Genomic DNA, 15,103 nt, shown 5'->3' with positions numbered 1-15,103 from the left:
ATTAAGATGAAAAGGTTTAAAAATCAATTTCATCATTTGTGATAATTGCTTCAATTTTTTTTGCTGCGATATGAAATGATGCTTTTAAGGCGCCAACTGATGTGCCTAAAACTTCCGAAATTTCTTCATATTTCATATCATCAAAATATTTCATGTTGAAAATGATCCGTTGTTTTTCGGGCAGGGTTAGAATAGCTTTTTGTAACTTAAGCTCGAGTTTATCGCCATTAAAGTAGGAAGAGGCAACCAGGTTATCAGCCAATTCAGATGATACTTCATCCAATGGCGTGTTGTTTCTTTGCTTTTGCTTATTTAAAAATGTAATAGATTCATTGGTAGCGATGCGATAGATCCAGGTATAAAGTTGAGAATCACTTCTAAACTTATCAAGGTTTTTCCAAACCTTTACGAAGACTTCTTGCAATAGATCATCGCAATCATCGTGGTTGAGCACTAACCTGCGAATGTGCCAATAAATTTTCTGCTGATATTTTTTTAATAACAAGTTAAAAGCTTCATTTCGTGTTTTCTCGACGGCGAAAAGGGCAAGAATTTCTGAATCTTCAACTTGTTTCATCTATTTTTTTAGGAGAGGTGATCGTGGTAAGGAGGGTGCGAATAGTATAAAAGAGAATGGTAAATAGGAAATAGGGAATGGGTGTTTAAAGATAATTTTGCATTACCAAACTCATCTATTTTCCCGTTCTCTATTTCCTTTTTTAAACTAAAAACTTTATGCTTTTTTTCTGCCGATTACTTTTTGAACCGCTTCAACAATGTTTACAGCATCTAAGCCATATTTCGACATCAATTGATCTGGTGTTCCGCTTTCTCCGAAAGTATCGTTCGTAGCTACAAATTCCTGTGGTGTAGGTAATTCAGTAGTCAATAAGCGGGCAACACTTTCGCCCAAACCACCAAATTTATTGTGCTCCTCGCAAGTCACCACGCAACCTGTTTTCTTTACTGATTTTAAGATCGCTTCATCATCCAAAGGTTTAATGGTGTGGATATTGATAATTTCCGCATCGATACCTAATTCTGCTAACTTTTCGCCAGCTTCGATTGCTTTCCAAACCATGTGGCCAGTTGCAATGATGGTAACATCAGTTCCTTCGTTAACCATCCAGGCTTTACCAATCTCAAATTTTTGATCAGGATCTGTAAATACCGGAATTACCGGGCGACCGAAACGTAAATAAACCGGACCTTCATATTCCGCAATGGCCATAGTTGCCGCTTTGGTCTGGTTATAATCGCAAGGATTGATTACCACCATGCCTGGCAACATTTTCATTAAACCTATATCTTCTAAAATTTGGTGTGTTGCACCATCTTCACCCAAAGTTAAACCAGCGTGAGATGCACAAATTTTAACGTTTTTATTCGAATAAGCTACCGATTGACGAATCTGATCGTAAACACGACCTGTAGAAAAGTTAGCAAAAGTTCCGGTAAAAGGAATTTTGCCGCCAATAGTCATACCTGCTGCTATACCAATCATGTTTGCTTCGGCAATACCAACCTGAGTAAAACGCTCTGGAAAATCTTTGATAAAAGCATCCATTTTAAGCGATCCAACTAAATCGGCACACAATGCTACAACGTTTTCGTTCTTTTTTCCTGCCTCATGTAAGCCAGCACCAAATCCCGAACGTGTATCTTTTTTTTCTGTATAAGTGTATTTTTTCATTATATCTTAGATATGAGATTTTAGACATCAGATATGAGACTCACATCTCACATCTCACATCTGCAATCTGATTTAATAATCCCCTAAAGTTTCTGGTAATTGCGCTAAAGCTGAAGCCAATTGCTCATCATTTGGAGCCGTACCATGCCATTTATGTGAGCCAACCATATAATCTACACCTGCACCCATTTGAGTGCTCATTAAATTTAAAATTGGTTTGCCTTTTCCGGTTAATGTTTTTGCATAATGTAAACCTTCAACAATCGCTTGCATATCGTTACCATCAGTATTAATTACATGCCATCCAAAAGCTTCAAATTTTGCCTGTAAATCATCTAAAGCCAAAACTTTACTTGTTGGTCCGTCAATTTGCTGGCCATTGTAATCTACTGAAGCAATTAAATGATCAACTTTGTTGAAAGGGGCAAACATCGCAGCTTCCCAGTTTTGTCCCTCTTGCAATTCGCCATCACCTAATAAAGCAAAAATGTGAGAATGATCACCGTTTAGTTTCTTAGCTAAGGCAGCGCCAATAGCCACTGATAAACCTTGACCTAATGAACCCGAAGCGATGCGGATTCCCGGTAAATGCTCATGTGTGGTTGGGTGACCTTGCAATCTTGAATCCAATTTACGGAAAGTAGCCAATTCACTTTTATCGAAATAACCAGCGTGTGCCAATGTACTGTACCAAACTGGTGAAATATGTCCGTTAGATAGGAAAAACAAATCTTCTCCTTTACCCTCCATGGTGAAGTCTGTTTTGTGGTTCAATACTTCAAAATATAAAGCGGTAAAAAAATCTGCACATCCTAGCGAAGCGCCCGGATGGCCAGATTGGCAGCCGTGAACCATTCTTACGATATCTCTTCTGATTTGCGAGGCAATATCTTCTAGCTCTTTTATTGTATGTTTCATTAAAATAAGAGGTTGTTGTTACATAGCAAAGTTAATATTTTAACTGCTATATCATAATTAGTTATTGATTAAATCGAGTACTTGTTGAGTAGCGTTTTTAGTGTCAACTTTTTTGATGATGTGGGCAATTTTGCCATCACCACCAATAATAAAAGTAGTGCGAACAGTACCCATGTATTTTTTGCCATACATGTTTTTTTCTGCCCAAACCCCATAATCAGTCACAATTTTCTGCTCAGTATCTGCCAGTAAAGTAAAAGGCAGGTTGTGTTTAGTTACAAATTTCTGATGAGATTTTTCGTCATCAACACTCACACCCAAAACCACTATTCCCTTAGCTTGCAAACCCTGGTAATTATCTCTAAAATCGCAGGCTTCGGCTGTACAGCCAGGTGTATCGTCTTTCGGATAAAAATACAGTACCACTGTTTTGCCTTGGTAATCGCTCAACGAAACCGCGGTTCCGTTTTGATCTTTGGATGTAATTGAAGGTGCTTGATCGCCTTCCTTTAATTCGGCCATATATAAATGATTTTAGATGTAAACTGACTATTTTGAGATTGCAATTTAAACAGTTTAACCTGTTATAGTGTTCAATGAATGTTAAAAGATGACATTATTAGGGTTCAGATTTTTGATTTAGCCGGAAATTCACCTAAACATTCACTTATTAATTCTTTGTTTTGGAGCGCAATTCTGTACGCTACACCTCCATTCTTCCCGTGTTACGCTTGTACGCCTCGCATCGTCGGTGCCCTCCTTGCTGCAGTGTACCGCTGCACCCGGGGCTAAGTGGCTAACTAGATGCTATTTTGAATGTGTTGGGCCGCAAGATCGCAGCATTCCAAATCAACTTCAACGAAGATTGATACAACTATCTGAAAAATGAAATGGCATAACGCTTCACATTCTCTTTACCGTCTGTTACCACCAACTCAAAAGTGTGTTTGCCAGATGCTGTTCTATCATCAAAGCTGTGCCATAGGGTTGCTGTTTTTGTATCAAATTCCATTAAAACCCATTTGCCATCAATGTAGCCGCTAAAACTTTTTATTCCAGAAAGATTATCACTGATTTTGAAAGTCATTTTTGATAACCCTGCCATACTTTTTCCATCGGTAATATTAGTAGGGACAATTCTGGGCGCTATCGTATCAACAGCAATATAAAAACTGCCGAAATTCTTTGGTGTCGCTTTTAAGTAGCCGTTATCGAACGAACCGCCTTGTGATGAACCACCCGTGCTTACTATCAAAGCTTTATCACGTAAACTTTCGGGAAGGGCATCGGCTTTTATCCATAAATTAAACCCGATATGTAGCGGGGTAAATCTATTATGAATTTGATGTATGGCAGAAAAAGCGTTTCCAGCTGGTTTAGGCAATTTTTTATACACAAAATTTAAGTCGTTATATAAAGTGCCTTGCGGAATAACGACTTTGATTTCATCGCTATTAAATTCACTTGCTTTATTATAAGGAAAATTTAAACCCGCTGGGATAACAGGAGCGGCGAAAGAAGCTGTTCCAGCATTTACCGTAAAAGGCAATATTGATGCGTTTCCTTTTGAATCGGTTATGATATATCGAAGCTGGTGCGTTGCGCCATCATTAAAGTTAATTCTTCCGCTATTCACTAACCCACTATAAATTTTCAGGGGATTTCCAGGATCAACAAAACTTTTTTGAATACTTCTTTTCGTATTGATATAAGTTGGATAATCAATGTGTGAATTAATCGCTTTGCTGTTCTCAAAAGAAAAACGTTCTAAAGCAGACGTATAAATCATTTTGCCATCAAGCTCCAGTTGGATAGAATAAACGCCATTTGTGCCAGATAAACCATTATGTCTATCGGTTACCACAATGCCAAAACCAACTTCACCGGTTAAGCTAACCGGAGCAGCTGCTTTGTAACTGCCAGCTGCACCACTAATGCCAATGGCTTGTTTCGGCGTCGATTCGTTAAAATTTTTTCCATTTAAACGGTAAGCATATAAACCGTGAATTACCGGCGGGATATTATCAGGAATGTTAATGCCGAAAAATTGCGGGTTTATGGTTTCTTCTGTTTTGGTATCTCTAATTTCAAAATGTAAATGCGGCCCTCCGGAACTCCCTCGGTTACCCGACCAGGCAATTACTTCACCTTTACGAACAGGAATAAGTGTGGCTTCAGGAAACTCATCAATCTCGAATGATTTTTTTTCGTACTCCAGATCTTTTACAATGGTTGCTATTTTTGGAGAAAAGCGTTGTAGGTGGCCATAAACAGTGGTAAATCCATTTGCATGATTGATGTAAAGCGCCAAGCCGAAGCCACTATTTTGAACTCTAAGGCGGGAAATGTATCCGTCTGCAACCGCATAAACCGGATACCCTTCTCGTTGATTTGTCCGGAAGTCGATCCCAGAGTGGAAATGGTTTCCACGAATTTCCCCAAATGATCCCGCCAGGGCAGGAGGAGTAATATCCAAAGGCTGTCGAAAATCGGTTATCGGATATTTATTGGTGCTAAATATTTGTTGCGCCTGTGCGAAATGAGCTAATAAAGAAAAACAAACAAGGAAAGAGGTCTTGAACAAGTTGCGGATCGGGATTTTTATCATTCTTTATTTTACATCAAAATTCAACAGTTGCTTTTCTTCTAACCATGCTTCCAGTTTATCGCCCTGATTAATTTTTCCTACCCCTTCAGGCGTACCTGTAAAAATTAAATCGCCTTTTTTTAAGGTAATGTATTGTGAAACAAAACTGATTATCTTTTCAAACGAGAAGAGTAAATCTTTGGTATACCCTTTCTGACGAGTTTCGCCATTGATTTTTAACTCGAAGTTTAAATCATATAAATTTTCAAAATCAGATTTAGGCAAGAAGATGCTGATGGGGGCAGAGCTATCGAAACTTTTTGCAAGTTCCCATGGCAAGCCTTTTTCTTTGTGCTTACTTTGAATGTCACGGGCTGTAAAATCAATTCCTAAACCAATTTCGTCATAATAATTTGCCGCAAATTTTTCAGCGATATGTTTACCCTCTTTACAGATTTTTAACACCACTTCTAATTCATAATGAACGTCGTTAGAAAATTCTGGCAAATAAAAAGGTTTATTCTCCTTCAATAATGCCGTATCGGGTTTCATGAAAATTACGGGCGTTGTAGGAATGGGATTATTTAATTCTTTTGCATGTTCGGCATAATTGCGACCAATAGCGATGATTTTCATACTAGATTAATTTTATGAGGTATTTTTTCGGAAATGGTTCCCGAAGAGTCAAAAATAGAAAAGAAATTGTGCTTATAAAACAGAGATGCGTTTTACTTGGCTTTCTGAGCCCGCCATTACTCTTAAAAAATAGATGCCAGCATTTAATCGGCTCGGGATATTAAAGGTTCTGGTTTGTTCACCTGCATTCAGCCTCTCGTTGGAAAGCGTAACCACTTCATTGCCCAATAAATCAATAATTTTAACCGTAGTCTGGGTTCCGTCTTTTCCTATAGATAAAATAATATTCAGCTGATCTTCAACTGGGTTAGGATAAATTTTAACTATCGTGAGTAATTTATCTTTCGTTGCAGCAATATTGGCAGGCTTTGCACTTCCAGAATAAGTGTTAAACATTCCTGAATTACCTAAGGTTCCAAACAATGGTCGGTAAGGCTGAATATTTGCTTTAATCTCCGGAACTCTGCTTGTTTTTTTGACTCTGTTTTTCAGGCTAATATGAATACTATCAGCTTGTTGGGCCCAAGAATTAACACTGCACAACAAAGCGATGCATAAAATGCATGCAAGTTTTGTGAGCAACGTTAGTGGGTAGAGTTTCATCAAATTTGTTAAGCAAATGTATTAATTAAAAACAAAGAAATTAAACATTTTATGGTTCTGTTATAATTTAACACAATTTAACAATTAATTTTGTTTTTCATAGTGTGAAAATTACACAATATTATGGTTGTTAATTTGTTATAGTTAGTTTACTTTTGACGCACTAAAATATAAACGAAGTGTCAAATCATAAAAATGTTAATGCATTAACTGCCGGGGGTGTTTTAATTAGCCTCGGGATTGTTTTCGGCGATATTGGTACCTCTCCGCTTTACACCTTAAATGCTATTTTTACTACAATTTTAGGAGGGAGGCAAAATATTAATCCTGAAAATGTTTTAGGTGTACTTTCTTGTATCATCTGGACCTTAACGCTCCAAACCACTATCAAGTACGTAATCATTACGCTTAAAGCTGATAATAAGGGTGAAGGTGGAATCTTTTCTTTGTTTTCTCTTGTTCGTAAAAAAGCGAAGTGGCTCGTGGTTCCTGCCGTTATTGGGGGTTGCGCCCTGCTGGCTGATGGAATTATAACGCCAAGTATTACTGTTACCTCAGCAATTGAGGGTTTGACCCGAAAATTCGATTTCCAGGTCATCCCAGTTGTGCTTATTATCTTAACTATTCTATTTGTTATTCAGCAATTTGGTACCAATTTAGTAGGTAAGCTTTTTGGTCCTGTTATGTTCGTCTGGTTTGCAGTATTGGGCATTCTAGGTATTTCTTTTATCATCAAAGATTTTGGTATACTTAAAGCCTTTAATCCTTATTGGGCCATACACCTGCTGATAACTAATAAACTTGCCTTCCTTATTTTGGGTGGGGTTTTCCTTTGTACAACGGGTGCTGAAGCGCTTTATTCAGACTTAGGACATTGCGGCAGGAATAATATCCGCATCAGTTGGATTTTTGTAAAGCTTACGCTGATATTGAATTATCTTGGACAAGGCGTTTGGATTTTGCATAACAGTACAACCTATATCCCTGGCGCAAAATCGAATCCTTTCTTCCAGATTGTGCCCGAGCAGTTTCAGATTCCGATGGTGATTCTGGCAACAATGGCAGCAGTAATAGCCAGTCAGGCTTTAATTAGCGGCTCTTTTACCTTAATTTCTGAAGCAGTACGACTGAACTTGTGGCCGAAAATTAAGATTGTTTATCCATCTATGACGAAGGGACAACTTTACGTTCCATCTATAAACTGGATGCTTTGGATCGGGTGTTGTGGGATCGTCCTGTTATTCCGAAAGTCGGAGAGTATGGATGCAGCTTACGGTCTGTCCATCACCATTGCCATGTTAATGACTACTATTTTGGTAAGTTTCTACTTAAGAAGTAAACGCTTTCCAAAATATTTGATCGGCATATTTTTCTTTACATATTTAATAATAGAGGGAACATTTTTAATAAGTAACCTAACTAAATTCTTACACGGAGGATGGGTAACTGTACTTATTGGCTCGCTTCTTTTTACAATTATGTGGAGTTGGTTTATTGCCCGTAAAATCAAAAACAGGTTTGTTAAATATGTCGAAATTGAAGATTACTATCAAATAATAAGTGAATTGAGTAATGATGAAACGGTTCCAAAATACTCCTCACAATTGGTTTACCTCACCAGTGCAAATTTTAAAACAGAGATAGAGTCAAAAATTATTTATTCTATCATTCAAAAAGAGCCAAAACGTGCCGATGTTTATTGGTTGGTTCACGTGGATGTTATGGATGAGCCTTATACCTTAGATTATAAGGTGGAGTTTTTGATTCCCGGAAAGCTTATCCGTATTGATTTCCGCTTAGGTTTCAGGATAGAGCAAAGGGTAAATTTGCTGTACCGTAAAGTGGTTGAAGAGCTGGTAAAAAATGGGGAAATTGATATCACGAGTCAATACAAATCTTTAAATAAGCATAAAATTGCGGGTGATTTTAGGTTCGTTCTGTTGGAGAAACACCTTTCTAAGTTTACAAAACTGAGTTTTTATGAACGTCAGATCATGGACTATTATTTCATATTGAAGAAGATGAGTTTATCAGAAGAACGAAGTTTTGGTTTGGATAGCAGCTATGTAGATGTAGAGAAAGTGCCTTTAATTTTTGTAACTCCTGACGATATTGAACTCAATAGATTACCGGTTTAATCCATGAGAACTGCAATTTTAATACTTGGCATTTGTCTTTTTATTTCCGGTCCGGCTGCTAAAATCTACCACCTTAAGTCTGGTAATACTTTTATGATTGCCTCTGCTTTAGGATTAGTGATGATTACGGCACTGGCTTTTATTAAGAAAAAAGAAAATTAGATTTGATTCCTAATCAGGTCAGTAACCTATTTTATTCGTTAGAATAAAATGGGTTTTTTATTGAAATTTATCTTCATCCCATTTTTTAGGGTTATTCAAAATATAATTGGAGATATTATTATAAGCATTTTCATCCCGGATTACATGTTCGTAGTAATTCCTCTGCCAGAATTTTCCCATAGTTTTGTTTTTTAGCTTGAACAGGTCTAAGCAAGAGTTAGAAACAATTGATTTATACGCTCCGACTATATCGGATATTGTCGGGGCAACCCTTGCGGTTGCCCTTGTTTCACTTTCTTTTTGGGCAACCGCAAGGGTTGCCCCGACAACTATTTCATCAGACAAAACTATTATTCCATGCATGTGATTCGGCATAATTTGAAAAACATCCAGCTCGAAATTCAAGAATCTTTCAGCTAAATTATGCCACTCATTGTATGCAATCATTCCGCAATCATTCAAAATCATCTCGCCGTCAGTTACTTTTCCAAATCTATGTAACCTATCTTCGCAACAAATTGTAATAAAATATGCTCCTGCGCTAGAATAATCAAATCCTTTTAACCTAATGGATCTGCGATGATGTAATAAAGGATCATAACCCATTAAACCTCTTGTGCCAACTTGCTATGCTTATATCCGTACGCAAAATACACCACTAAGCCGACAACCAGCCAGATACCAAAACCAATCCAGTTGGAAATTCCCAATTCACACATCATGTATAAGCAGCTTATAAGCCCCAGAACCGGAATTAGAGAAAGGTTATGTGTAATGCAGTAATAGCAGATAATCAGACAAATGATCAAGAAGATCCACATCGGTATTTTGTGTTTGAAAAGGCTCCAGCCACTTTCATACTTTTTGTCGAATGAAATTTTAGAAGCGGAGATAAATTGTTCGTAACGATCTACAGGTAATGCGCTCAAATAAGACTCAGCGTCAACTTTATCTGCCAGCATAATCTGTGGAGCCGCATTTTTTACAATTTCTTCTCTTACAATTTTAAGTTCCTCTCCGTTTAAGGAAGTCACAAAATTAACCGTGGTAACGGTTTTAGGAGAGTTTAAAAGGAACGCTTTTGTTTCCTTACCGTATTGTGTGAAAGCGAATGCTACTGCTGCAATAAAAGCAATTGGCACAATAAACTTGCTATTTAAATAAGGGATTTTAAACTTACCACGTTGAACATCCGGACGGTTTTGCAATACCAAAACCCCTGCACAAACCAATACAAAGGCAAATAAAGTTCCTATCGAACAGAGATCCGTTACAATGGTTAAGTTCATAAATAACGACGGAACAGCCACAACGAAGCCGACTACAATGGTCGCGAAGGATGGTGTTTTGTATTTCGGGTGGATTTTTGAAAAAGACTTTGGTAACAATCCATCGCGACTCATGCTCATCCAAATACGTGGTTGCCCCATTTGAAACACTAAAAGCACACTCGCCATTGCGAAAACAGCACTTACGGCAATGATGCCACTCATCAATTTTAAATTAATTTGATCGAAAACAAAGGCAAGTGGATCGCCTACTGCAAGCGTATCAGATTTTACGATTCCTGTTAAAACCAGGGCAATAGCAACATATAAAATTGTACAGATAATAATTGCCCACATCATTCCACGGGGCAAATCACGTTGTGGATTTTTACATTCTTCGGCTGTTGTAGAAATAGCATCGAAACCGATATAGGCGAAGAAAACTGCCGAAACACCTTTCAAAACACCTGAAACTCCATTTGGTGCAAAAGGGTTCCAATTGTTGGTATCAACATAAAATATACCAACTGCAAGCACCAATAGAATAACAGCCAGCTTTACCACCACCATTGCATTGCTGGCATTACGGCTTTCTTTCATTCCACGGTAAATTAACCAGGTAATCAAAATAATAATTCCTAGGGCGGGAATATCTGCAACCAGGTGAAAACCTCCAATTTGTGGAGCGGTTAACCAGGCGTTATTCGCTAAAGCTGTAGCCGAATCCAAATCATTAAGGTTTTTGCCTGCCGCCGATAAAGCTTCAGCAATTTTATGTCCATTATAAGCACTCAAATAATCCATAGTTGCCCAATCGGGAACATGAATGCCGTTGATATTTAAGAATGGTATTTTAATAGAAGAGAGTAATCCGGTAAAGTAATCAGACCAAGAAATGGCTACCGTGATATTTCCTATCGAGTATTCCATGATGAGCGACCAGCCAATAATCCAGGCCACCAACTCGCCAAATGCTACGTAAGAATAAGTGTATGCACTGCCCGAAACCGGAACCATTGAAGCAAATTCGGCATAGGCGAAAGCCGCAAAACTACAAGCAACCGCAGTAAAAATAAACAAAAATATCACCGCCGGACCACCATCTGCACTGGCTTTACCAATAGTACTAAAAATACCAGCACCAATAATTGCCGCAATACCAAATGCAGTTAAATCTCGTACCCCTAATGTTTTATGAAGCGTATTTTCATGATCACCATAGCCGCTTGCCGCATCTTTTAAAATTTTGGAGATAGATTTCTTTCTAAATAGCTTTTCGAACATTTTTGCCTGGTTGTTGTATTCTTCAAACTTAAAAAAATATCAGTTAAAAACGTTTAAAGCGAGATATAAATTTCTCTACATTCATTTTCAGAGATTTTTTACTGTAAAAGAAGGTGCTTTAGTTTATAAAATCCTTCAATTATTCTGTTTCAAAAGTAAAAATACCACTGTTTTGTAATCTAGATGTGTTTATTGGCTAACGGATAAATTGACATTGTGATAAAATACTACTTTTGCCGCATTATTTATTGGTGGTTTCAAATATCCATTCAATTCCTCAACAATGACATCTTCTATTACTCAACAACCGGCGATAAAAGAAAAAAATCAGGGCATAGCCACGCTTTTGGCATTCACCCTAATTCCGCTCTCTGGTTTCGCTACAGATATTTATATTCCATCGCTACCTACAATGGCAGGCGAAATGAACATCAGCAGTGTTCAGGTTCAATTGACATTAAGTATTTTTCTGATCAGCTACGGCGTTGCTCAACTTTTTGTAGGAAGTTTGCTCGATAGTTTCGGACGGTACAAAATTGGGCTATACAGCCTATTGATATTTGCGGCGGCGAGTATAATTATTGCCATCACCCATAATATCTACCTTATTTATTTAATGAGGATTGTTCATGGTCTTTCTGTGGGTGCAGTAGTTGTAGCTAAACGAGCATATTTTGTAGATTTATTTACAGGCGATAAATTAAAGCATTATTTGAGTTTGTTTTCCATTATTTGGTCTACCGGACCAATTATAGCGCCGTTTGTAGGCGGTTATCTACAAACGTCTTTTGGCTGGGAATCTAACTTTTACTTCCTTGCGGGTTTCGCTTTAGTTTTTGCCTTCTTGGAATTTTTGTTTAGTGGAGAAACGCTGACACATTTTACTGATTTCCAACTGAAAAAGATTAGCAATATTTATTTGAGTATGGTAAAAACAACCAGTTTTACACTTGGTATCGTAATGCTTGGCCTTGCCTACTGTATGGTAATGGTTTACAACATGACCGGACCTTTCATAATTGAACATGAACTGCATTATTCGCCGGTTGTTGCAGGTTATAGTTCTTTGGTTTTAGGCTTCGCCTGGATGGTTGGAGGTTTTATAGGAAAAGCAACAATCAATAAGCCGTTTTTTAAAAGATTAATGCTCAATTCGCTACTTCAAGTGGTGTTCGTAGCCTTAATGATCGTTAGCTTAAATTTCGTATCGAATTTATTTTCACTGATTTTTTTCGCTTTCATTATTCACATTGGTGCTGGTTTTACTTTTAATAATTATTTCACATTCTGCCTAAGCAAATTTCCTAAAAATGCGGGTATAGCTGGGGGTTTAACAGGCGGAATTACTTATGTAATCGTTTCCTTTCTAAGTTATGGCATCGTGAATTTGTTCCCGGCAAAAGATGAGCGGAATTTGAGTTTCAGTTATTTGGTGATGATTGTGATTTCTTTAGCGATAATGGTTTTAATTATGAAAACCAGAAAGAAGGATGGGGTTACTTCTTAGCTAATTAGTATTGTCTTTGAATCAACGGGAAGTTTATACGCTTTATTTTTCTCCCGCAGATTACGGAGAAATCCGCAGATTTTTGTTTCTCGCAAAGCTTAAGCGAACCGCTACGACTAAAATTTCGATATTGATAATTTGCTCTGCGGAAATCTGTGAGATCAGCGGGAGATCTATTTTAGTTTTCTATAGCGTATTGGCGAACGTTACAACGATAATCAGCTGGACATTTCTTGGAATTAGTTTTTCTCCCACAGATTAGGGAGAGGTTCGCAGATTTTTTGCCTCGAATATTCGTAGCCAGATAATATAACTAGCATTATATATTCTGATTGGTTTGAGCGATCAGTCGTAGCGAGACGCTACGACTAGCATCAGGATGGCGGTCGCTTTAATCAACCCAATATCAAAAAGAAAGTCGCAGCAAACACTGCGACTTTCTTTTATTCAAAACTGATTTAGGTTTAACGAATTCTCCCTAAACCCTAAACCCTAAACCCTAAACCTAACCCCTAAATCTCAATCTATCCTAATTTCTCTAGCTCTTCTTTTACAAAAGCAGCCAACTCTTTAACATATTCAGCACTAAAATCAAACTTGATTCCTGCAGTCTCGTAAATCTCATTCATTGGTTTGGTATAACCTAGAGAAAGTGCAGCCAAATACTGTTCGAGCGCTTTTTCAGGATTTTCCTTATAGTTTTTCCAAACTGCAATGGCACCTAACTGCGCAATTGCATATTCAATATAGTAAAAAGGAACCTCAAATAAGTGCAACTGTTTCTGCCAAACATTCCCAAATTGTTGATCCAAATCTGTCCAATCGGCGAAGCCTGCACCAAAACGGTTGTAAATCTGCTTGAAAGTTTCTTCACGATCAGCAGCAGTATGATTTGGGTTGGTGTAAATCCAATGTTGAAACTGATCAATTACTGCAACCCAAGGCAACGTTTTTAAAACATCAGCCAATTGCTCTTTTTTTGCACGAATCAAATCTTCCTCATTGTCGAAATAAACATTCCAATTATCCATTGAAATCAATTCCATACTCATTGATGCCAGTTCAGCAACTTCAGAGGGGCAATGCTTAAAATCATTTAATTCTAAGTTTGCCGTTAGGAAAGTATGGATGGCGTGGCCACCTTCATGAACCATGGTGGTTAAATCGCGAAGAGAATTAGCCGAATTCATAAAAATAAATGGTGCACCGGTTTCCGCCAAAGGATAGTTGTAACCACCTGGCGCTTTACCTTTTCTGCTTTCTACATCAAAAAGACCATTGGCTTTCATTGTAGCTAGCTTTGTACCCAACTTTTCATCAATGGCGTTAAAACAGGCGATACTTTTATCAATCAATTCAGCACCGTTGTTAAAAGGTTTCAATGCAGGTTTTCCGCTTACACTAACTTCCATATCCCAAGGTCTAAGCGTTTCTAAGCCCAATGCCTCACGGCGTTTTTCGGCTTGTTCCTTTAAAATGGGAACGATTTCCTTTTCAATCGCATTGGCAAAATCGTAGCAATCTTGTGGTGTATAATCAAAACGGCCCAAAGCCTGAAACATATAATCGCGATAGTTCTCAAAGCCAGCATTCAAAGCAACCTGGTTACGCAATTTAATCAGTTCATCAAACAGCATGTTTAAATCATCTTTATCGACTAGCCGGCGCTGTTGAATGGTTTTCCAAGCATTCTCCCGCACCTCGCGATTTAAATCCTTTATAAAAATGGAAGCCTGTTCCATTGTATATTCCTGCCCATTAATTTCAACACTCATGGCACCAGTAATGCCTTGATATTTCTGTTGTTTAACTTGCAATTGCGTAAACAGTTCGATGTTTTCCTCGCGATAAATTTCCAAAGCCTTTTTAATCGCTCTGCTGTAAACAAAAAACTTTTCTTTGTCTAGATCATCCATAAAAGGACTATCGACAAACTTTTTGTTCAACTCATTTGATAATGGTGAAATCTTCGGTTCAATTTCCTCTGCGAAATACTGGAAATTTTTAACCAATTCTTCATTTGCCGTATCACAACTCATCTTTATGTATCGCCAGGCGAAATCTTCTTCCAAAGCGGCCTCCAGTTCGGAGCGATCTTTTAACCACTGTTCCAACTCATCTACATTGTTAATTTCGCGGTTTTGTAGTTCGGTAAAAAGTGGTGCTAAGCTTTCCCAAGTGATGGCTAAATCTTGAGGAATATATGTTCTGATTCTTTTTTCTATAATCATATTTTATTAATTATTGAATTTTGAATGATTGATTGATAGAATGGGTTAAAGCATATTGCAGAACATTCTATCATTC

General features: G+C 37.7%; 13 protein-coding genes. 3 read left to right on the top strand and 10 right to left on the bottom strand.

Annotated features, from left to right (window positions below):
* Positions 1-16: 16 nt before the first annotated feature.
* The 7 genes from ASE92_RS19700 to ASE92_RS19670 form a co-directional block, all read right to left on the bottom strand.
* A complete protein-coding gene (locus ASE92_RS19700; protein WP_056851844.1) occupies positions 17-577 on the bottom strand; it encodes an RNA polymerase sigma factor in 561 nt (186 codons plus the stop codon).
* A 156-nt stretch (positions 578-733) separates the two neighbouring features.
* Positions 734-1,693, bottom strand: a complete 960-nt coding sequence (locus ASE92_RS19695; RefSeq protein ID WP_056851843.1) for a transketolase family protein — start codon at positions 1,691-1,693, stop codon at positions 734-736.
* 72 nt (positions 1,694-1,765) lie between these two features.
* Entirely contained in the window at positions 1,766-2,611 is an 846-nt protein-coding gene (locus ASE92_RS19690; protein WP_056851842.1) for a transketolase, read from the bottom strand.
* A gap of 57 nt (positions 2,612-2,668) precedes the next feature.
* A complete protein-coding gene (gene bcp / locus ASE92_RS19685) occupies positions 2,669-3,133 on the bottom strand; it encodes a thioredoxin-dependent thiol peroxidase (RefSeq protein WP_056851841.1) in 465 nt (154 codons plus the stop codon).
* 352 nt (positions 3,134-3,485) lie between these two features.
* Entirely contained in the window at positions 3,486-5,219 is a 1,734-nt protein-coding gene (locus ASE92_RS19680; RefSeq protein WP_056851840.1) for a M23 family metallopeptidase, read from the bottom strand.
* A 3-nt stretch (positions 5,220-5,222) separates the two neighbouring features.
* Positions 5,223-5,834: a fumarylacetoacetate hydrolase family protein gene (locus tag ASE92_RS19675; protein WP_056851839.1), complete on the bottom strand. Its 612-nt coding sequence runs from the start codon at positions 5,832-5,834 to the stop codon at positions 5,223-5,225.
* 72 nt (positions 5,835-5,906) lie between these two features.
* On the bottom strand, positions 5,907-6,437 hold the full coding sequence (locus ASE92_RS19670) for a T9SS type A sorting domain-containing protein (protein WP_056851838.1): 531 nt from the start codon (positions 6,435-6,437) through the stop codon (positions 5,907-5,909).
* Positions 6,438-6,616: 179 nt separating this feature from the next.
* Between ASE92_RS19670 and ASE92_RS19665 the strand changes: the two genes are divergently transcribed.
* Both ASE92_RS19665 and ASE92_RS21240 read left to right on the top strand, forming a co-directional pair.
* The gene (locus ASE92_RS19665; RefSeq protein ID WP_056851837.1) at positions 6,617-8,575 is read left to right on the top strand and encodes a KUP/HAK/KT family potassium transporter; all 1,959 of its coding nucleotides are present in this window, start codon (positions 6,617-6,619) and stop codon (positions 8,573-8,575) included.
* 3 nt (positions 8,576-8,578) lie between these two features.
* A complete protein-coding gene (locus ASE92_RS21240) occupies positions 8,579-8,737 on the top strand; it encodes a hypothetical protein (RefSeq protein ID WP_157255801.1) in 159 nt (52 codons plus the stop codon).
* 57 nt (positions 8,738-8,794) lie between these two features.
* Here ASE92_RS21240 and ASE92_RS19660 read toward each other — a convergent pair whose 3' ends face one another.
* A complete protein-coding gene (locus ASE92_RS19660; RefSeq protein WP_056851836.1) occupies positions 8,795-9,343 on the bottom strand; it encodes a transposase in 549 nt (182 codons plus the stop codon).
* Positions 9,343-11,289 carry an amino acid permease gene (locus tag ASE92_RS19655; protein WP_056851835.1) on the bottom strand — a complete coding sequence of 649 codons (1,947 nt, stop codon included), beginning with the start codon at positions 11,287-11,289 and terminating at the stop codon, positions 9,343-9,345. Before ASE92_RS19655 ends, ASE92_RS19660 begins: the two co-directional genes overlap by 1 nt.
* A 283-nt stretch (positions 11,290-11,572) precedes the next feature.
* On the opposite strand from ASE92_RS19655, the gene ASE92_RS19650 reads away from it, so the two are divergent.
* The gene (locus tag ASE92_RS19650; RefSeq protein WP_056851834.1) at positions 11,573-12,796 is read left to right on the top strand and encodes an MFS transporter; all 1,224 of its coding nucleotides are present in this window, start codon (positions 11,573-11,575) and stop codon (positions 12,794-12,796) included.
* A gap of 524 nt (positions 12,797-13,320) precedes the next feature.
* On the opposite strand, the gene ASE92_RS19645 is transcribed toward ASE92_RS19650, so the two are convergent.
* Positions 13,321-15,027 (bottom strand): M3 family oligoendopeptidase, encoded by a 1,707-nt coding sequence (locus tag ASE92_RS19645; protein WP_056851833.1) that lies wholly within the window; start codon positions 15,025-15,027, stop codon positions 13,321-13,323.
* Positions 15,028-15,103: the final 76 nt, after the last annotated feature.

It is taken from the genome of Pedobacter sp. Leaf41 (assembly GCF_001422545.1).
Classification (GTDB): domain Bacteria; phylum Bacteroidota; class Bacteroidia; order Sphingobacteriales; family Sphingobacteriaceae; genus Pedobacter.
This window is presented reverse-complemented; position numbering and strand designations above follow the sequence as displayed.